The sequence below is a fragment of the Kitasatospora sp. NPDC018619 genome, from assembly GCF_044391605.1.
In the GTDB taxonomy this organism is placed as follows: Bacteria; Actinomycetota; Actinomycetes; order Streptomycetales; family Streptomycetaceae; genus Kitasatospora.
This window is the reverse complement of the sequence record NZ_JBISAI010000005.1, coordinates 48,204-66,380: the sequence shown is the minus strand read 5'-3', so window position 1 is coordinate 66,380 and position 18,177 is coordinate 48,204. Positions and strand designations below refer to the sequence as shown.

Here is an 18,177-nt window from a genome sequence, read left to right as displayed (position 1 = left end):
GAGTGCGGAGGGGACGGGCGCAGCGGTGCGCCGGGGCTCAGCGGCGGCGGGCCCGGGCGACCATCACCAGGAACCCGAGCGCCAGCACGATCGGCACGGCGTGCGAGACGCCGACGACGGTCAGCGGGCTGAGCACCGCCAGCAGGGAGCCGCTCAGGAGCATCCCGGTGCCCATGCCGACGTTCTCGGCGGAGGCGAGGATTCCGAAGGCCTCGCCGCGCCGCTCGTCGGCGAGGGCCTGGATCCGGGTGGTGTAGGAGATCTCGGTGAAGCCGTCGCCGAGGCCGGCGCCGATCGCCGCCAGCAGGAAGAGCGGGGTCGGCAGGCCGGTGAAGACGAGGATGAAGCAGGCGGACATCAGGCAGGTGCCCAGCGCGAAGCCGCGCTCGCCGGGCTCGATGCCGCGCCGCAGCATGAACCGGGAGACCAGCTGCTGGGCACCGAGGTTGCCGATCGCCCAGGTGGCCCAGAAGGTGCCGAGCAGGGCGGCCGGGTTGGCGGGGGAGGACTGGTCGGCGAAGACCGGCAGGCTGATGTTGTGGGCGGCCGAGCCGAAGGCGTCCAGCAGCCGGATGCCCGCCATGGCGCCCACCACCGGGACGGCCCGCAGCAGGACCAGGGCCTGCCAGCGGCCGGGCCGCCGGCCGGCCCGCGGCCCGGGCCCGGCCGGCGCGCCCTCGGGCTCCTCGGCCGGCGCGGCCCGGGTGGGCAGCGGCAGCCGGATCACCAGGGCCCCGAAGAGCAGGAAGCTGGCCGCGTCGATGAGCAGGGCGGCGCGGAAGCCCGCCCAGGCCACCACCACGCCGGCGGAGGCGAAGCCGAGCACCATCGCGGTCGAACGGCAGCCGGCCATCACGCTGTTGGCACGGGCCCGGCGCTCGGCGCCGACCATCTCCGGGATGCTGGTCCGCAGGGCGACGGCGGCCACCGCGGCCGCGCCGCCCAGGACCAGGGCGAGCGGGTAGAGCACGGGGATGCGCGCCGGGGCCGGGACGAGGGCGACCACCACCAGGGCGAGCGCCTGGGCCAGCGCGCAGCCCGTCATCAGCCGCCGCCGCTCCAGCCGGGCCACCAGCCGCCCGGCGACCAGCCCGCCGCCGAAGCCGCCGGCCAGCCGCAGGACCAGGTACCCGGCGGTGCCGAGCGCGTTCCCGGCGGCCTGGTAGGCGAACAGACTCAGGGCGACCAGGTCGAGCTGGCTGCCGTACGTGTTCAGGGCGTCGCCCGCGGCCAGCCGGTAGAAGGGCCGGGGCAGGCTGCCCGTGGTGCGCCGCGGTGCTTCGAGTGTGGTGTCCGGCACCGTCATCCCCCAGGGCAGGCCAAATGGCGGCTCAGTGTGACATTGCACGCAACCTAGAGGGGAACGGGCGCCGGAGCAATAGTTCGATCATTCCCTGTCCAAAAGATCGTCGGCCCGGCCGACTTGCTGTCATCTTTCGCGCCACGCTGGCCGGTTGTTGGCGTACGGACGGGGAGTGCGGCGACCGGTCGGCGGCGGCCGAGGAGCCTGCCGGGCCGGCCGCCGCCGCCGCGGCCCCGCGCGGCGCGGCCGCGGCGGGCCGTCAGGCCGTCGCGGGCGGGGCCGGCGGGATCGCGTAGGTCAGCGTGGCGCTGGCCACCAGCACGTCGTCGGCGTCCAGCAGCTCGGCCAGCACCACGCACAGCCGGCGCCCGAACTTGGCCGTCCTCGCGTGCACCCGCAGCGCCCCCGGCCGCGGCCGGTGGAGGAAGCTGATCTGCAGCGAGCTGGTCAGCGCCATCAGGGTGGGCCCGAGCCGGGAGTTGATCAGCAGGAAGGCGGCCAGGTCGCACAGGCCGGCCTGCTCCGGGCCCGAGACGGTGCCGCCCGGGCGGACGCGCAGCCGGTCGCCGTCCACCGCCATGGTCAGCGTGCGGCCGTCCGTCGCGGTCACCCGGCAGGCCGGGTAGTCGGGGAACTGACGGACGATCAGATCATTGAGCTGATCGGGGCCGAGGAGGACGTCGACGGTGGCGACCGCCGTGTTCGAATCGGTGGTCATGCGGCTCAGCGTAACCGTCGGCCGGGTGGTACGCCCGGGGCGGTCCAGGCGGGCTTCCGGCCAGCTTCGTTCGCCGTGGTCACCGGCCAAGATCCGTTACGGGAAGGACAACCGCGCATGTCGCGCCGGTGTCGTCACGGCCGGAACCCGCGCCCGAGGCGGCTGCGGATGGCCGAATCCGCTCGGCATGATTCGTGAGGGACCTTGTTCGGCCCAAAATGCAGCACCTACGCTCCGAGGAAGTTCAGCGGAGCCGGTGCGAAGCTCCGCCCGCCGCTGGGGGGCGGCATCTCATTCCTTGCGGTCGCCCGTCGGGGGCCTCGGCGGAAGCCGGCCCCCCGACCGCCCACACCCGACCAGGTCCTGCTGCCGGAGTCCTCCTTCAGAAACGGGGTGTTGTGCCATGGGTATTTCCATTCTGGACGACGAGGCGGTGGTGGTCCGCACTCCCGACGAGTTCCTGGCGATGCCGGAGGAGTACCGGGAGATCGCGATCCGCGGCATGGTCGTCAACACCGAGGGGGAGCTCTCCGGCGGCGACGACTACGTGCAGGTCTTCCTGCCGCTGGCGCCCGACGCGGAGGAGCGGCAGGTCTGCGCCGAGCGCGCCGCCGAGGAGTACGACCACTACAAGATCGGCAAGCGGGTGCTCGCCGAAGTCGGCGTCGACACCAGCTACATGGAGAAGCAGACGCTGGCCGAGCGCAACCTGTTCCGCGCCCAGGAGTTCCACAACTGCACCACCTGGGCCGAGCGCGGGATCTTCTCCTACATCGGGGAGGAGACCGCGATGGTGATGATCTCCGAGTTCGCGCAGAGCAGCTACCGGCCCTGGGCCGACGCGGTGCGCACCATCATCCTCGACGAGAAGGTGCACATCGCCCACGGCGCCCGGGTCTGCCGCAACCTCGCCGCCACCGACGACGGCCGCGAGCAGCTCCAGCAGGCCCTGGACCGGCTGTGGCCGACCTTCATCCGGATCTTCGGCAGCCCGCGCTCCGAGCGCGCCCGGCTGGCCGTCCGCTTCGGCCTGCGGCAGACCACCAACGGCCAGGCCTGCGACCTGTGGCGGGAGAAGGTCACCCCCCGCATCAAGAACCTGGGCCTGCGCCTCCCGGAGTAGCAGGAGCAGCAGCACGCCGATCCCGCGACTCCCGAGGAGCCCACCACCATGGCGACACCCGTGACCATCGAACAGCGCCCGCTCAGCCGGCGCGAGGCCAAGGCGCGCACCGCCGAACTCATCGCCGACCGCCCCGACCTCGCCGAACGCCTGCACCGGCTGCGCCGGTTGGGCCGCGAGGTCCGCTCCTGCGAGGTCCACCTCACCAACACCTGCAACATCCGCTGCAAGGGCTGCTGGTACTTCGAGGGCGGCTTCGACACGGCCGTCAAGGAGCTGTCCGACCTGGACCGCATCCGGGCCTTCGCCCGCAAGCTCGCCGACGACGGCGTCAACCAGGCCACCCTGATCGGCGGCGAGCCGACCCTCGTCCCGCGCCGGATCGAGGCCTTCGTCGAACAGCTGCCGTACATCACCATCTCCACCAACGGCCTGCGCCCGATGCCCAAGCAGGGCTTCGAGAAGATCGCCATCGCGGTGAGCATCTTCGGCGGCGGACCGCTCGACGACGACCTGCGCGCGATCCGGGTCAACGGCTCCAGGTTCACCGGCCTGTTCGACACCGCGCTCTCGCACTACCGCGACGACCAGCGGGTGCTGTTCATCTACGCGCTCTCCGAGGACGGCGTCGAGCACATCGAGCCCACCGTGCGGAAGATCGCCGAGAACGGCAACATCGTCACCTTCAACTTCTACAGCGAGCACGGCACCGAGAACCCCCTGAAGATCGCCAACGAGCAGCGGGTCCTGGACGAGGCGCAGCGCGTCAAGGAGCTGTACCCGCACGCGGTGGTCAGCCACCCGTACTTCATCCGGACCCTGGTGACCGGCCGGACGCACTGGGGCGGCCGCTTCGGCTACGACGTCTGCCCCAGCCTGAGCGTCGACGCCCCCGAGCACGAGGACCGCGTCGCCAACGGGAACCCGGTCATCCCCGGCTTCAACGTCTGGGGCGCCGACTACGAGTCGCTCCAGTTCTGCTGCACCTCCGGCGACTGCGGCGGCTGCCGGGACAGCCAGGCCGTCTACAGCTGGCTGGTGGTCAGCGCGAACCGCTTCCTGGACGACGCCGCCCGGCTGGAGCAGTGGCTGGACATCGCCGAGAGCTACTGGCGGCAGTGGCACTGGGCCCCCTACCACGCCAGCAAGGCCGGCACCGCGGCCTGAGCCCGCCCGCCTGACCGTGCCCGCCCGGGCCCGCGCCCCGAGCGCGCGCCCGCCGCCCGTCCCCGCACCGCCACCGCCGCCCCGCGCGGCCGAGGAGAAGCCATGCCCGACACGCTGGACCGCACCGCCATCGAGAACTTCGTCGTCGACGCCCTCGTCGAGCTCGGCGTCGAACGCGAGGGCATCGTCGACGACGCCGCCCTGGACGAGCTGGAGATCGACTCGCTGGACATGGTCGAGCTCAGCCAGTCCATCCGCAAGCAGCTGGGCATCCCGGTCAAGCCCAAGGACTTCGACCAGCTGTACACCGTCGGCGAGGTGCTCGACCTGTGCCGCCGCAAGGCCGGGCTGGAGTGAGGCCCCGGGCCGTCGTCACGGGCCTGGGCGCGGTGACCCCGCTGGGCGTGGGCGCCGACGAGCTGCACCGGCGGGCGGTGGCCGGCGAGAGCGGGATCGCCGACGGGGTCGGGCTGTGCCGGGACTTCCGGCCCGCCGACCACCTGTCGCGCCAGCAGATCCGCCGCACCGACCGCTTCACCCAGCTCGCGCTCGTGGCCGCCGACGAGGCCCTGGCCCAGGCCGGATGGACGGCCGACCCGCCGCCCTACCCCGCCGAACGGGTCGCCTGCGTGGTGGGCTGCGCGCTCGGCGGGACGGCGGCCTTCGAGCAGCAGGCCGAGGTGCTCCGGGACCAGGGCGGGGAGTTCGTCTCCCCGCTCATGGTGCCCGCCATGATGGCCAACGCCCCGGCCTCGCAGATCGCCCAGCGCCACGGCTTCCGCGGCGAGGCGCTCTGCCTGGCCTCGGCGTGCAGCAGCGCGACCCAGGCGATCGGCACCGCCCTGCTCCTGCTCGCCGCCGGCGCCGCCGACGCGGTGGTGGTCGGCGGCGCCGAGGCCTCCACCTCCGAGCTGGTGCGGGCCGCCTTCCGCACCGCCGGGGCGCTCTCCGAGAGCGGCCGCTCGGTGCCCTTCGACCGCGACCGCGACGGCCTGCTGGTCGGCGAGGGCGCCGGCATCCTGGTGCTGGAGACCGAGGCGGGCGCCGCCGCCCGCGGCGCCACCGTGCTCGGCGAGGTGCTCGGCTACGGCGCCACCTGCGACGCCCACCACCTCACCGCCCCCGACCCGACCGGCGAGCCCGCGGCCCGCGCCGTCACCCTGGCGCTCGACGCGGCCGGCCTCGCCCCCGGGCAGCTCGGCTACCTCAACGCCCACGGCACCGGGACCGTCCTGAACGACCGCTCGGAGTGCGAGGCCCTGCGGCTGGCGCTCGGACCGGCCCTGGAGGCCGTCCCGCTCTCCTCCACCAAGTCCTGCACCGGCCACCTGTTCGGCGCGGCCGGCGCGGTGGAGGCCGTCGCCACCCTCCAGGCGCTGCGGCACGCCACCGCCCCGCCCACCGTCGGGCTGCGCGAGCCGGACGCCCGGCTCGGCCCGCTGAACCTGATCCGCCGCGCCACCCCGCTCGCCGCCCCCGCCCTGCCCGGCGGCCGCCGCGCCGGGCTCTCCACCTCCTTCGGGTTCGGCGGGCACAACGCGGCCCTGGTGCTGGCGGCAGCCGGGGCAGGCACCGGCACCGCCACCGGTACGACGAAAGGCCAGGAGTGATGCTCGGCTTCCCCGGACGCCGCTATCTGATCACCGGCGTGCTGAACCAGGACTCCATCGCCTGGCACACCGCCAGGGCGCTCCAGGAGGCGGGCGCGGACGTCCTGCTCACCGGCTTCGGCCGGGCCCGACGGATCACCGAGAAGGCGGCCGCCGTCCTGCCCCGCCCCACCGAGGTGCTGGAGCTGGACGTCACCCGGCCCGAGGACTTCGCCCGGCTGGCCAAGGAGCTGGAGCAGCGCTGGGGCGGGGTCGACGGTGTGCTGCACGCCGTCGCCGCCGCCGGACAGACGGCGCTGAGCGGCAACTTCCTCACCACCCCGCCGGAGGCCGCCGGCCTCGCGCTGCGCACCGCCGCCGTCTCCCTGCACTCGCTGGCCACCGCCCTCGCCCCGCTGCTCATCGCGGACGGGCGGCGCGGCAGCGTCGTCGGGCTGGACTTCGACGCCAGCGGGGCCTGGGCCGGCTACGACTGGATGGGCGTGAGCAAGGCGGCCCTCGGCGCGGTCTGCCGCTACCTGGCGATGTACCTCGGCCCGTCCGGCGTCCGGGTCAACCTGGTGGCGGCCGGCCCGGTGGAGACCGTCGCCGGGCAGGCGATCAGCACCTTCGACCGGATCGCCGACCGCTGGCAGGCCGAGGCCCCGCTCGGCTGGGACCGCACCGACCCCGCCGTGGTGGTCGGCCCCGTGCTCTTCCTGCTCTCCGACCTCGCCGCCACCGTCAGCGGCGAGGTCCTGCACGCCGACGGCGGGATGCACGCCGTCCGGATGGGCACCGGCCCGGCCTTCGCCGAAGGGGGTGCGGCATGACGGCCGCCATCGTCGGGGTGGGCGCCGCCCTGCCCGAACGCGTCGTCCCGAACGCGCACTTCGAGCGGATCGGCGCCTCCCCGGAGTGGATCGTCAAACGGACCGGCATCGAGGAGCGCCGCTTCCTCGAACCGGACGGCCGGCTCGCCGACCTCGTGGTGGCCGCCGCCCGGCAGGCGCTGCGCGCCTCCGGGCGCACCGCCGCGAGCATCCGGCACGTCGTGGTCGCCACCATCACCCCCGACCGGGTCACGCCCGGGGTGTCGGTGGAGGTCGCCGCCCGGCTCGGCATGCCGCAGGCCGCCGCCTTCGACCTGCACGCGGCCTGCGCCGGCTTCGTCTACGGCCTGGACCACGCCGCCGCGCTGGTCGAGACCGGCCGGGCCGGGGCGGTGCTGGTCTGCGGCGCCGACGCGCTGACCCGGATCACCGACCACGAGGACCGCGGCACCGCCGTGCTGCTGGCCGACGGCGCCGGCGCCGCGGTGGTCGCCGACGTGCCTGGCGCACCCGAGCCCTGCTTCTCGCTCGGCAGCGACGGCGAGCAGATCCCGCTGCTCTACGCCGACCGCGACGACCGCAAGCTGCGGATGGACGGCCGGGAGGTGTTCGACCACGCGGTGGAGAAGATGTCCGCCGCCACCCGGGAGGTGCTCACCCGGCGCTCCCTGGCCTGCGAGGACCTCGACCTGTTCGTCGCCCACCAGGCCAACGCCCGGATCGTGCGCGCGGTCGGCAAGGAGGTCGGGCTGCCCCCGGAGCGGCTCTACCTGAACGTCCACCGGGTCGCCAACACCTCGGCGGCGTCGATCCCGCTGGGGCTGACCCACGCCCGCGAGGAGGGCCTGCTGGAGGGCCCGAAGCTGCTCGGCCTGGCGGCCTTCGGCGCGGGCATCACCTGGGGCGCCGGGGTGATCGGCTGGCGGCCGGGCGCCGGCGGGGAGGAGCACGCGTGAAGGCCCCCCGTTTCCCCGTGGTCGCCGAGCTCGCCGTGCCGGACGGGGCCCGGCTCACCGTACGGGCACTGGCCCGGCCGGAACCGGACGCCCCGGTGGTGGTGGTCCTGCCGGCGATGGGAACGGCCGCCCGGCACTACACCCCGCTGGTCCGCGCCCTGCACGGGGCCGGGCTCAGCGTGGCCACCTGCGACCTGCGCGGCCACGGCGAGAGCCGGCCGGTGCCGCGGCACGGGGTCGACTTCGGCTTCCGCGAACTGGTGGAGCAGGACTTCGGGGCGGTGCTGGAGGCGGTGGCCGGGGCCTTCCCGGGCGCGCCGCGGCTGCTGCTCGGCCACAGCCTCGGCGGGCAGCTGGGCCTGGTGCACTGCGGGGTGTTCCGGCCGCGGCTGGCCGGGGTGGTGCTGGTGGCCAGCGGCTCGGCCTGGTACCGGACCTTCGGCCTGCGGGCGGGCCTGCGGCGGCTGGCGCTGAGCCAGTTCTCGATCGTCGCCTCGGCGGCGGCCGGCCACTGGCCGGGGGAGCGGTTCGGCTTCGGCGGCCGGGAGGCGGCCCGGCTGATGCGGGACTGGGCGCGGCAGATGCGCACCGGCCGCTACCGGGTGCGCGGCGCGGCGGCCGACTACGAGCGGGCGCTGGCCCGGGTGGACCTGCCGGTGCTGGCGGTGGACGTGCAGGGCGACGAGCTCGCCCCGCCGCGGGCCGTCGACCACCTGTGCGCCAAGCTGGCCGCGGCCCGGGTGGAGCGCTGGAGCTACACCGCCGAACGGGCGGACGGCCGGGCGCTGGACCACTTCCGCTGGATCCGGCACAACCGCGCCCTGGTGGAGCGGATCGCCCCGTGGATGCACGCCGTCGCCGCGGAAGCCGCTGGTGGAGCCGCGGCGGCGAGCGCCGGGGACGGCGCCGCGCCGCACGGCGCCGTCCGCCCGACCGCATGACGATGAGACCGAGCCCCGCCGCCCCGAGGAGCGTCCCGATGTCCGCCGTCCCCGCCCCGCCCGGCACCACCCCCTCCGGCACCGGCCCCACGCCGTCCGGCGACGACCTGCCGCACGGCGTCCCCGACCTGCTCACCGCCACCGCCGCCCGCTGCCCGGACCGCCCCGTCCTGCGGCTCGACGACGAGGTGCTGGGCTTCGCCGACCTGGAGGCCCGCAGCGCCCGGGCCGCGCACTGGCTGGCCGCCCTCGGCGTCGCCCCCGGTGACCGGGTGGCCCTGCTGCTGCCCAACGCACCGGAGTTCGCCGTGCTGTACTACGGCATCCTGCGGGCCGGCGCGGTGGTCGTCCCGATGAACCCGCTGCTGAAGGCCCGGGAGATCGAGCACTGCCTCGCCGACGCCGAGCCCGCCCTGCTGCTCGCCTGGCACACGGGCGGCGAGGAGGCCGCCGAGGGCGCCCGGCGCACCGGCACCCGGCTGCTCGCCGTCGAGCCGGGCCGGCTCGCCGCGACGCTCGCGGAGCAGCCGGCCCTCCCGCCGGAGACCGGCGGCCGCGGGGGAGAGGACACCGCGGTCATCCTCTACACCTCCGGCACCACCGGCGCGCCCAAGGGCGCCGAGCTGAGCCACCGCAACCTCCTGTGCAACGTCCGGGCCGGGGTACGGGTGCTGGGGACGGCCGAGGGGGACGTGGTCTTCGGCGGCCTGCCGCTGTTCCACTCCTTCGGCCAGGTGATCGGCCTCAACTGCGCCGTCGCCGTGGGCGCCTGCCTGACCCTGGTGCGGCGCTTCGACCCCCTCGCCGCCCTGGAGGTGGTCCAGCGCGACCGGGTCGGCGTCTTCCTCGGCGTCCCCACCATGTACACCCTCATGCTGAACCACCCGCGGCGGGCCGGGTTCGACACCTCCTCGCTGCGGGTGTGCCTGGCCGGCGGCGCGCCGATGCCGCCGGAGGTGCTGCGCGGCTTCGAGACCGAGTTCGACTGCGTCGTGCTGGAGGGCTACGGGCTCTCCGAGTCCTCGCCGCTGGCCTGCGCCAACCGCAGCGACCGGGAGCGGGTCGCGGGCACCATCGGCATCCCGATCGACGGGGTGCGGATGCGGATCGTCGACGAGTCCGGCCGGGAGGTGCCGGACGGCACGGTCGGCGAGGTGGTGATCCGGGGCCACAACGTGATGAAGGGCTACTGGCGCCGCCCGGACGCCACCGCGCAGACCGTCCGGGACGGCTGGCTGCACACCGGGGACCTCGGCACCCGCGACGGGCGGGGCGACTTCCGGATCGTCGACCGGCGCAAGGACGTCATCATCCGCGGCGGCTTCAACGTCTACCCGCGCGAGGTGGAGGACGTGCTGTACGAGCACCCGGCGGTGGCCGAGGCCACGGTGGTCGGCGTCCCCCACCCCACCCACGGCCAGGAGGTGGCCGCCGCCGTGGTGCTGCGCGCGGGCGCCACGACGAGCCCGGAGGAGATCCGGGAGTTCGTCCGGGAGCGGGTGGCCCCGTACAAGTACCCGCGGGTGGTCCGGACCGTCGACGCGCTGCCGAAGGGGCCGACCGGCAAGATCCTCAAGCGCGAGGTGGTCCTGCCCGACCAGGGCTGAGCGGGTCGGGGCGGCCCGGTGGGGGCCGCCCCGCGGGCGGTCAGAGCACCCGGCGCATCCAGCCGTGGACGTCCTCGGCGCGCCCGTACTGGATGTCCAGCACGTGCTCGCGGATCGCGAGGGTCTGCTTGCCGGGCGTGCCGTTGCCGACGGTGAAGGCGTAGCCCTCGCCCTTGAACCCGACGATCGGGGTGACCACCGCGGCCGTCCCGGTGGCGAACACCTCGGTGACGGTGCCGTCCTCGGCGCCGCCCCGCAGCTCGGCGAGGGTGATCGGGCGCTCCACCGGGGTCAGCCCGAACTCGCCCGCCAGGGCCAGGATCGAGTCCCGGGTGACCCCGTCGAGGATGCTGCCGAGGGCGGGGGTGACCAGTTCGCCGGCCGAGGTGACCAGGCACAGGTTCATCGTGCCGGACTCCTCCAGGTCCCCCTCGCCGCCGGTGTCGTCCAGGAACAGCACCTGGTCGCAGCCGTTCTTCCGGGACTCGATCTGCGCGGCCAGGCTGGAGGCGTAGTTGCCGCCGCACTTGGCGGCGCCGGTGCCGCCCCGCCCGGCCCGGGTGAAGTTGCTGCTGACCCACAGCGTGATGCCGGTGACCCCGCCGGCGAAGTACGGGCCGGCCGGGCTGGCGATGACCGAGTAGGCGATCTGCTCGGCCGGCCGGACGCCGAGGAAGGCCTCGGTGGCGAACATGAACGGCCTCAGGTAGAGGCTCTTCTCGTCGGCGGTGTCCGGCACCCACGCCTCGTCCGCGCGCACCAGCTCCTCGACGCTGGTGAGGAAGTCCTCCTCCGGGAGCACCGGCAGGGCGAGCCGTTCGGCGGAGCGGGCGAAGCGGCGGGCGTTGAACTCCGGGCGGAACAGCCAGACGGAGCCGTCGGCGTGGCGGTAGGCCTTCAGCCCCTCGAAGATCTCCTGGGCGTAGTGCAGCACGGCGGCGCTGGGGTGCAGCGAGTACGGCACCAGCGCGGAGACCCTGCGGTCGTGCCAGCCCTCGGCGGGCGTCCAGGTGGCCGAGGCCATGTGGTCGGTGAAGAACCTGCCGAAGCCCGGCGCGGCGAGGATGGTGCGTCGCTCCTCCTCGGAGACGGGACCGGTCGTCCGGGACAGAGGGAAAGCGCGACTCATCGTCAACTCCTCGAAACCGCTGTGGAATCTGTACGAACCGGCGCCAATCATCAGCGCCATACCCGTCATGCTAACGGTCGTCAGTCGAACGTGATACGGCACGACCCGGTCGGACCCGGAGCCGCCGCCCCCGGGGCGGGGCGGCTCCGGGGCGTGCGCCCTACCGGTGGCCGGCGTGGAGGTCGCCGACCAGGCCGTCCAGGGTGTCGCGCAGGGCGCCGGAGTTCGCCTCGCCGAACCAGGTGGTGCGCACCCGCTCGTTGCTCCCGCCCGGGGTCTCGTGCTCGGCCGCGAGCCGCTCCAGCGACCGCGTCGCGTCGCCCAGCGAGCGGCCGACGTCCTGGTAGAGGCCGCGGACGAAGCGGTCGGCGTCCGCGGCGGGGATGCCCTGGTCGGTGGCCCAGGAGACGAGCGTGGCGAGGAACGCGTAGTGGGTCGTCTGGGTCGACGTCACCGCGGACAGCACGTTGAGGGCCGCCTCGTCCGCGACCGGCAGCGCCCCGCCCAACAGCTCGAACAGGGCGTCCGCGTCCGGGTGGGAGGGCTGGACGACGGTGAGGCAGCGGCGCTCCCGGACGGTGGGCAGCGGGATCGCGTGGGTCAGCGCGGCCCCGGTGGCCAGCACCCGGCGCAGCTCCTCGGAGGAGACACCCGGGATCACGTTGACCACGACCCGGTCGTCGGGGACGACCAGCCCGGTCAGGGCCGCGCGCCAGTCCTGGCGGCGCAGTGCGACGATCACCAGCTCCGAGCCGTCCACCACCTCCTGGTTGTCGGCGCACACCCGCACGCCCTCGTACCGCCCGGCCAGCTCGGCGGCGGTCCGGGCGCCGCGCGGGGAGAGCAGCACCTGCGGCCCGGGCTCCTCCCCGTACCGCAGGCCCGCCACGATGGCCCGGCCGATCTCGCCCACTCCGATGATGCCGACGCGCTTCACGGTGGTCTCCTCCGTCAGTCGTGATGATCTTCTCCGTGAGCAGTGTGGCCGGTGCGGCGGCCGGTGCACAGGGCCTCCGGCCGCTCCCGTCCGCCGTCGTACCGGCGCGAGCCGCACGGGAACCCCAACGGCGGTGCGCGACCACCCGGGTGCGCGGCGTGGTGTGCCGCCCGGGCAGCGCTGTGAGCAGGGTGGTCCCGGCCCCCCAACTCTCCGAAAGGGCAGGGACCATGGGCATATCGCCGTCCCGCCGCTCGATCTCCTCCGCCGTCACGGTGGCCCTCGCGGCCTGCGCGGTCGCGGTCGCGGTGTCCCCGGCCCTGGCCGCCGAAGCCGGTGGCCGACCGGGCGGCGGGGGGAAGCCGACGGTGGTCCTGGTGCACGGCGCGTTCGCGGACGCCTCGGGCTGGGACGACGTCGCCGAACGCCTCCTGGACGACGGCTGCCCCGTCGTCGCCCCGCCCAACGAGCTGCGCGGCCTGTCCGGCGACGCCGCCGACGTGGCCAGTGTGCTGAAGAGCATCAGCGGGCCGATCGTGCTGGCCGGGCACTCCTACGGCGGCGCCGTCATCACCCAGGCCGCCGCCGGGAACCGCAACGTGAGGGCCCTGGTCTACGTGTCGGCCTTCATGCCCGACGTGGGCGAGTCCCCGGCCGGGCTGTCGACCAGGTTCGCCGGCAGCGACCTCGCCACCGCGCTCAACCCCGTGCCCTACACGGACCGCGGCGGCAGCGGGACCGACCTCTACGTCCAGAACGGGAAGTTCCACTCCGTCTTCGCCGCCGACCTGCCGGAGTCCCGGACCAGGCTGATGGCCGCCGAGCAGCGCCCCGTCACCCAGGCCGGGTTCGCCGAGAAGGCGACCGCCGCCGCCTGGCACGACATCCCGTCGTGGGTCGTGGTCTCCCGGCAGGACCGGGCCATCGCCCCCGACCTGGAGCGCTTCGAGGCCAAGCGCGCCAACGCGCACACCGTCGAGGTCGACTCCTCGCACGTGTCGATGATGTCCCACCCCGACGTCGTGGTGCGACAGATCCGCGAGGCCGCCGGGGCCACCGGTGACGGCGGCGCCTCCGACGGCTCGGCCCCGGCCGAGCTCGCGGCGACCGGCTCGCACGGCCGGGCCGTCACCGCGGTCGGCGCCGTCGGCGCGGCCGCGCTGGTGTCCGGCTCGGTGCTCACCCGCGTCGCCCGCCGCCGCGTCGCCCGCTGAGCGGCCGGCCCGCCGACGGCCGGGGGCAGCCGCCTCCTCCCGGCCGTCCGGGCCGGTCAGCCGTGCGGGACGAGGGCGACCGGGCACCGTACGTGGTGGATCGCGGCGTGCGCGACCGGGCCGAGGTGGGCGCCGAGCAGCGTGCGGCGGATCCGCCGGCCGACGACCAGCAGCCGGGCCTCGGCCGCCGCGTCCACCAGGGCGACGGAGGGGCTGCCCTGGACCAGGTCCGAGGTCACCGCCACCTCGGGGCGGCGCTCCAGCCACGGGTCCAGCTGCTCGACGAACCGCGTCCGCTCGACGGCGGAGAGCTCGCCCGCCAGCCCGCCGATCGCCTGGAGCGCCATGTACTCGGTGCCCACCGGCGGCGACCAGACGTGCACCACCCGCAGCGGTGCCCGGCGCCGGGAGGCCGCGTCGAAGGCGAAGGCCAGCACGTCGTCCATCGGGTGGGCCAGGTCCAGGCCCACCAGCACCGGCCCCTGGGACTCGACCGGGTCCGCCCGGACCAGTACCACCGGGCAGCCCGCCCGGCGCAGCACCTCCTGGCTCACCGAGCCGACCAGGAACCCCCGGACGGCGCCCAGCCCGCGCGAGCCCAGGACGAGCAGGGCGGCCGAGTTCCCGGCCGCCTCCAGGGCCTCGGCCGGGTCGGTCGGCACGACCGCCCCGGTGACCGGCCCGTCGCCGGCCGCCGGGCGCAGCTCCCGGGCCCGCCGCTCCAGCCGGTCCAGGGCCCCGCGGTACGTCTCCTCGCTGCCGACCACGTCCCGGTGCGGCCACGGCCAGGCCTCCAGGAGGTCCAGCGGGCAGCCCCGGCGGCGCGCCTCGTGGGCGGCCCACTCGGTGGCGGCGAGGCTCTCGGGCGAGCCGTCGAAGCCGACGACGACGGATCCGGTCATGCTCTGCTCCTCGCTCCTCATCCGCGCAGCGCGTCGAGGGCGGCGCGCAGCCGGCGCGCCGCCTCGTCGGCGACCTCGGCCAGGGCGTCCCCGGCCAGCGCGACCAGGGTCTGCGGGTCGACGGCCTCCACCACCGTGGCGTCGCCGTCCGCCCGGACCACCACGTTGCAGGGCAGCAGCAGGCCGATCCGGGGGTCCGCCCGCAGCGCGCGGTGGGCGAGGGCGGGGTTGCAGGCGCCGAGGATCAGGTGGTCCCCGACCTCCACGCCGAGCTTCTCGCGCAGCGTCGCCCGGACGTCGACGGTGGTCAGGACGCCGAAGCCCTGCTCCCCGAGCGCGGCGGTGACCGCCTCCACCGCCTGGGCGAACGGCCGGTCGAGCCGCACGCCGAAGCCGTACTGCGCCATGGTTCCTCCCGGGGATCGCAGCCCCGCCGCCGGGCGCCCGTCCGCGGGCGGGCGACAGGCCCCAGTATCGGCGGGCCCCGGGCCGGCCGCCTCTCGGCGCCCGCCTCCAGGCTCCTACCGCGGGCGGGCCGGCCCCGCTGCCCGCCGGGCACTGTCCGAGGCGGTTCCTAGGATCGGCCGTGCCGCCCCGGGGAGGGGCGGAGGGACACCGGGGAGGGTGTGGTGACGGTGCGCAGGCCGGTCGACGGCGAGGTGTCGGTCCACTACGGGCAGATCTACGTGGAGAGCGATCCCGACGACGACGGGCCGGATCTCGCGGAGGCGTTCGGCGGCCAGCGCAACGGGCTGTGCGGCGCGGCCGTCCCCGGCCGGCTCTGGCTGTCCACCGGGCTGCACACCGGCCAAGTCGGCTTCACGGTGGAGGTCCACGACCAGGCCCCGCCGCTGGACCAGGTCTGGGAGGACGTGGTGGAGGCGTCGTTCCGCCCGGCCTCGGCCCGGAGCCTGCTGGTGGAGTGGGGTGGCCACCGTGCCTGGGAGCTGGACCTCGCGGAGGCCGACCACCGGGTGCGCTACTGCGCCCGGGGCATGGACGAGGGCCGGCGGAGCGACACCCGGGGGGAGGGCGAGCCTCCGGCGGACCGCTATCTGCTCCAGTTCTGGCCCGCCCCGCCCGCGCCGGACCGCGTCCTTCGGCAGGGCTCGCGGGACGCGGCGTACTGGCACGGGTACGCCCGGCAGCTGCCCCCGCCGCCCACGCCCGAGGAGCGGGCGGCCGAGGAGCTGCGGGCCCGCCTCGCCCGGGAGCGCGTCGAGCGGGAGAACCGGGCCGCCGCCGAGCTGTGGGAGTGGGGCGGGCGGCGGCCGAGCGAGGCGCTGCGCAAGGTGTCGGGCAACGTCCGCGGGCTGCTGGCCTTCGATCCGCAGCTGCTGCACGCCCTGGACGACGCCGGCCCCCGGGCCCAGCGCGCCACGGCGCGGTTCGCCGCCCGGCGGGCCTGCATCGCGGCCGGCCTCGCCGGGCTCGACTGGATCGACGCCGCGCTCGCCGCCCTGGACGAGGACCGCCCGCTGCCGCCGCCCTTCGACGGGCTGTCCACGCCCTGGAAAGCCCTGGCTGCCGACCGGCGGGTGCCCGACCGGACGGTCGGCAGGGCCGTCCCGCCCGAGCGCGAACTGTTCCGGCCCCCGCACCGGGACCCCCACGCGCCGCAGCCCCACCCGGGGCCGCCGCCGGAGCCCGGTCCGCAGCCCGCGCCCCCGGCGCCGCCCGCCGGGGGCGCGGGCTTCCGGGGGGCGACCCTCACCTTCGGCCCGCCCGACCCCGGGCTGCGGATGTCGCAGCCGCACATGGCGCTGCCCGCCGTGTTCGGCGCGGCCGAGCCGGACCCGCTGCGCGCCGCCATCGACGCGGTGTACGCGGCCGTGGTCACGTACGGCGAGGACCACCCGGCGCTGCTGGCGCAGGTGCGGGCTGCCCTGGCCGGGCACGGCTGAGCGCCGGGCGGCGGGCGGGGCCGGGGCCGCTGCCCCGTGCACCCGGGACAGCGGGCGGCGCAGTCTTCAGGGGTCCGGGGGCTCGTGCGGCGAGAGGGCGGACGTGGCGGCACAGGGCACGCGAGGAGTCCGACGGGGGCCGCGCTCTGCTCCGGCGGAGCGGCACCTGGGCCGCGGCCGGGCTGTGCGCGCTCGTGAGCCTGGCGGGCGGGGCCCTGTGGGTCGGCTACGTGCTGAGCCACCTCGGCACGCCCGGGGTGCCGGTGCACGACCTGGTGGTGCTCGGCTACGGGCTGTCCGCCGTCGTCGGCGGGGTGGTGCTGCACGGCCCGCCCGGGCGAGCAGTGCCGCGGTGTCCGTCCGGGTGGACGGGGGCCGGCTGGAGCTCGACGTCGAGGACGACGGGCAGGGCCCGGGCCACCGGCTGTCGGCGAGCGCGGGTGTGGGGCCGCAGCCGGTGTCCGAGCGGGCCGCGGAGATCGGCGGCAGCTGCACCGTGTACGCCCTGCGGCAGGGGACCAGGGTGCACGCGGTGCTTCCGTGCCGGCCCGCGAGCGGTTGACGGGCCGTCGCGGGGCCGCAGGGCGGCGCGCGTGACAGGGAGGGCCCCGGCGCGACGGGCGCGGCCGGGGCGGGACGGGGTGCCGGAAGAGGGAACGGGGGCCGGCGCCGGGACGGCTCCGCCCCGTTCCGGCGGTGCCCTCGGCGCCCGGGGCAGGGCCCCGGCACGCCCGGAGGGCGGCGACGACGCTCACCGCGGCGCAGACCGCGGCGACACCGGCGGCCACCCGTGCCGCGTCGGTGGTTCTGTCGGTCACGGGATCCTCCACGGGGGTCTCCGCCGGCGGGTCCGCTCGGACCTGCCCCTCCATGCCACCGCCGTCGGCGGCCCCAGCCGCCTGGGGCCACGGGCCCTTCCCGGTCCCGTCCTGCGCGGGAACGGCGGTCCGCGGCCGGCCGCCGACGCCCGGGGGCCCCGCCGGCCAGGCGCCGGGGAGCGGCACGGCGGGGCGGGGTGTCGGCGGGAACGGGTTCGTTCACTAACATCGACAGTAGTCCCGGCGATGTCCGCGAGGTGCGGCACGCTGCCCCGTGCACGCGGCTGACCAGGGAGTTCCCCGAAGGGCCGCGGGGCGACGCACGGAGCGCGCGAAGCGGCGGGGACCGAGGAAGGGCGATCGGAGAAGGTGCACGACCATGACCGCTGAGACGACGGACGCCGGGCACGGGCCGGTGACGGGCGCTCCGCTGCGGCGGCGCGGCGAGGCGCTGGAGAGCGCCATCTACGAGGCGGTCCTCCAGCAGCTCACCACCGACGGCTACGCCCGGCTGACCATGGAGGGGGTGGCCGCCGCCGCGCAGACCGGCAAGGCCGCGCTCTACCGGCGCTGGTCCTCCAAGGAGGAGCTGGTCAAGGACGCGCTGCGGGCCAGCCTGCCGCCCTCCGGCCCGGCCCCCGACACCGGCAGCCTGCGCGGGGACCTGCTGGAGGTGGTCACCAGGCTGCGTGCCGCGATGTTCAGCGAGCTGGGCGCGGCGGTGCGGGCCGTCATGAGCGAGCTCGACCACCAGCGGGCGCGCGCCTTCGTGGAGATCGTGCTGGAGCGGGTGGTCGAGCCGACCACGGCGCTGATCGCCGAGGTGCTGGACCGCGGCGCCGCGCGCGGCGAGGTCCGCGCCGGGGCCGTCACCCCGCTGGTCACCGACCTGGTGCCGGCGCTGATGCTGTACCGGATCAAGATGTGCGGCGGGGACGTGGTGCAGCTCGATCCGGCCGAGATCGTGGACGAGCTGCTGCTGCCGGTCGTCCGCCCCTGAGCGGGGCGGCCCCGGGGCGGACGGCCGGCGGCGGGC

18 protein-coding genes are annotated in these 18,177 nt (G+C 75.9%); 12 read left to right on the top strand and 6 right to left on the bottom strand.

Annotated features, from left to right (window positions below; all coding sequences use genetic code 11):
- Positions 1-37: 37 nt before the first annotated feature.
- Together ACH5AR_RS09560 and ACH5AR_RS09555 are read right to left on the bottom strand one after the other, a co-directional pair.
- Positions 38-1,300, bottom strand: a complete 1,263-nt coding sequence (locus tag ACH5AR_RS09560; protein WP_396300798.1) for an MFS transporter — start codon at positions 1,298-1,300, stop codon at positions 38-40.
- Positions 1,301-1,562: 262 nt separating this feature from the next.
- On the bottom strand, positions 1,563-2,021 hold the full coding sequence (locus tag ACH5AR_RS09555; protein ID WP_396300797.1) for a PaaI family thioesterase: 459 nt from the start codon (positions 2,019-2,021) through the stop codon (positions 1,563-1,565).
- A gap of 403 nt (positions 2,022-2,424) precedes the next feature.
- Between ACH5AR_RS09555 and ACH5AR_RS09550 the strand changes: the two genes are divergently transcribed.
- From ACH5AR_RS09550 to ACH5AR_RS09515, 8 genes are all read left to right on the top strand, one after another.
- Positions 2,425-3,144 (top strand): Phenylacetic acid catabolic protein, encoded by a 720-nt coding sequence (locus ACH5AR_RS09550; RefSeq protein WP_396300796.1) that lies wholly within the window; start codon positions 2,425-2,427, stop codon positions 3,142-3,144.
- Between the two features lie 48 nt (positions 3,145-3,192).
- The gene (locus ACH5AR_RS09545) at positions 3,193-4,311 is read left to right on the top strand and encodes a radical SAM protein (RefSeq protein ID WP_396300795.1); all 1,119 of its coding nucleotides are present in this window, start codon (positions 3,193-3,195) and stop codon (positions 4,309-4,311) included.
- Between the two features lie 102 nt (positions 4,312-4,413).
- The gene (locus ACH5AR_RS09540; RefSeq protein ID WP_396300794.1) at positions 4,414-4,668 is read left to right on the top strand and encodes an acyl carrier protein; all 255 of its coding nucleotides are present in this window, start codon (positions 4,414-4,416) and stop codon (positions 4,666-4,668) included.
- The gene (locus ACH5AR_RS09535; protein ID WP_396300793.1) at positions 4,665-5,921 is read left to right on the top strand and encodes a beta-ketoacyl-[acyl-carrier-protein] synthase family protein; all 1,257 of its coding nucleotides are present in this window, start codon (positions 4,665-4,667) and stop codon (positions 5,919-5,921) included. The genes ACH5AR_RS09540 and ACH5AR_RS09535 overlap by 4 nt, the downstream gene beginning before the upstream one ends.
- Positions 5,921-6,733, top strand: a complete 813-nt coding sequence (fabI, locus tag ACH5AR_RS09530) for an enoyl-ACP reductase FabI (RefSeq protein WP_396300792.1) — start codon at positions 5,921-5,923, stop codon at positions 6,731-6,733. Before ACH5AR_RS09535 ends, fabI begins: the two co-directional genes overlap by 1 nt.
- Positions 6,730-7,689: a beta-ketoacyl-ACP synthase 3 gene (locus ACH5AR_RS09525; protein WP_396300791.1), complete on the top strand. Its 960-nt coding sequence runs from the start codon at positions 6,730-6,732 to the stop codon at positions 7,687-7,689. Before fabI ends, ACH5AR_RS09525 begins: the two co-directional genes overlap by 4 nt.
- The gene (locus ACH5AR_RS09520; protein WP_396300790.1) at positions 7,686-8,630 is read left to right on the top strand and encodes an alpha/beta fold hydrolase; all 945 of its coding nucleotides are present in this window, start codon (positions 7,686-7,688) and stop codon (positions 8,628-8,630) included. Before ACH5AR_RS09525 ends, ACH5AR_RS09520 begins: the two co-directional genes overlap by 4 nt.
- Positions 8,631-8,668: 38 nt before the next feature.
- Positions 8,669-10,237 (top strand): long-chain fatty acid--CoA ligase, encoded by a 1,569-nt coding sequence (locus tag ACH5AR_RS09515; RefSeq protein ID WP_396300789.1) that lies wholly within the window; start codon positions 8,669-8,671, stop codon positions 10,235-10,237.
- A 40-nt stretch (positions 10,238-10,277) separates the two neighbouring features.
- On the opposite strand, the gene ACH5AR_RS09510 is transcribed toward ACH5AR_RS09515, so the two are convergent.
- Together ACH5AR_RS09510 and ACH5AR_RS09505 are read right to left on the bottom strand one after the other, a co-directional pair.
- Positions 10,278-11,366 (bottom strand): branched-chain amino acid aminotransferase, encoded by a 1,089-nt coding sequence (locus tag ACH5AR_RS09510; RefSeq protein WP_396300788.1) that lies wholly within the window; start codon positions 11,364-11,366, stop codon positions 10,278-10,280.
- A 160-nt stretch (positions 11,367-11,526) separates the two neighbouring features.
- Positions 11,527-12,303: an NAD(P)-binding domain-containing protein gene (locus ACH5AR_RS09505; RefSeq protein ID WP_396300787.1), complete on the bottom strand. Its 777-nt coding sequence runs from the start codon at positions 12,301-12,303 to the stop codon at positions 11,527-11,529.
- 230 nt (positions 12,304-12,533) lie between these two features.
- Here ACH5AR_RS09505 and ACH5AR_RS09500 point away from each other — a divergent pair, with 230 nt between their 5' ends.
- Positions 12,534-13,517: an alpha/beta fold hydrolase gene (locus ACH5AR_RS09500; protein ID WP_396300786.1), complete on the top strand. Its 984-nt coding sequence runs from the start codon at positions 12,534-12,536 to the stop codon at positions 13,515-13,517.
- A 56-nt stretch (positions 13,518-13,573) separates the two neighbouring features.
- Here ACH5AR_RS09500 and ACH5AR_RS09495 read toward each other — a convergent pair whose 3' ends face one another.
- Together ACH5AR_RS09495 and ACH5AR_RS09490 are read right to left on the bottom strand one after the other, a co-directional pair.
- A complete protein-coding gene (locus ACH5AR_RS09495; protein WP_396300785.1) occupies positions 13,574-14,419 on the bottom strand; it encodes a universal stress protein in 846 nt (281 codons plus the stop codon).
- Positions 14,420-14,436: 17 nt separating this feature from the next.
- Positions 14,437-14,826 (bottom strand): DUF302 domain-containing protein, encoded by a 390-nt coding sequence (locus ACH5AR_RS09490; RefSeq protein WP_396300784.1) that lies wholly within the window; start codon positions 14,824-14,826, stop codon positions 14,437-14,439.
- A 222-nt stretch (positions 14,827-15,048) separates the two neighbouring features.
- Here ACH5AR_RS09490 and ACH5AR_RS09485 point away from each other — a divergent pair, with 222 nt between their 5' ends.
- From ACH5AR_RS09485 to ACH5AR_RS09475, 3 genes are all read left to right on the top strand, one after another.
- Positions 15,049-16,323: a hypothetical protein gene (locus tag ACH5AR_RS09485; RefSeq protein ID WP_396300783.1), complete on the top strand. Its 1,275-nt coding sequence runs from the start codon at positions 15,049-15,051 to the stop codon at positions 16,321-16,323.
- A gap of 352 nt (positions 16,324-16,675) precedes the next feature.
- Complete coding sequence (locus tag ACH5AR_RS09480; RefSeq protein ID WP_396300782.1) at positions 16,676-16,885, top strand: hypothetical protein; 210 nt, start codon at positions 16,676-16,678, stop codon at positions 16,883-16,885.
- Between the two features lie 635 nt (positions 16,886-17,520).
- Positions 17,521-18,141, top strand: coding sequence for a TetR-like C-terminal domain-containing protein (locus ACH5AR_RS09475; RefSeq protein WP_396300781.1), 621 nt, complete (start codon positions 17,521-17,523; stop codon positions 18,139-18,141).
- The last annotated feature ends 36 nt before the right edge of the window (positions 18,142-18,177 follow it).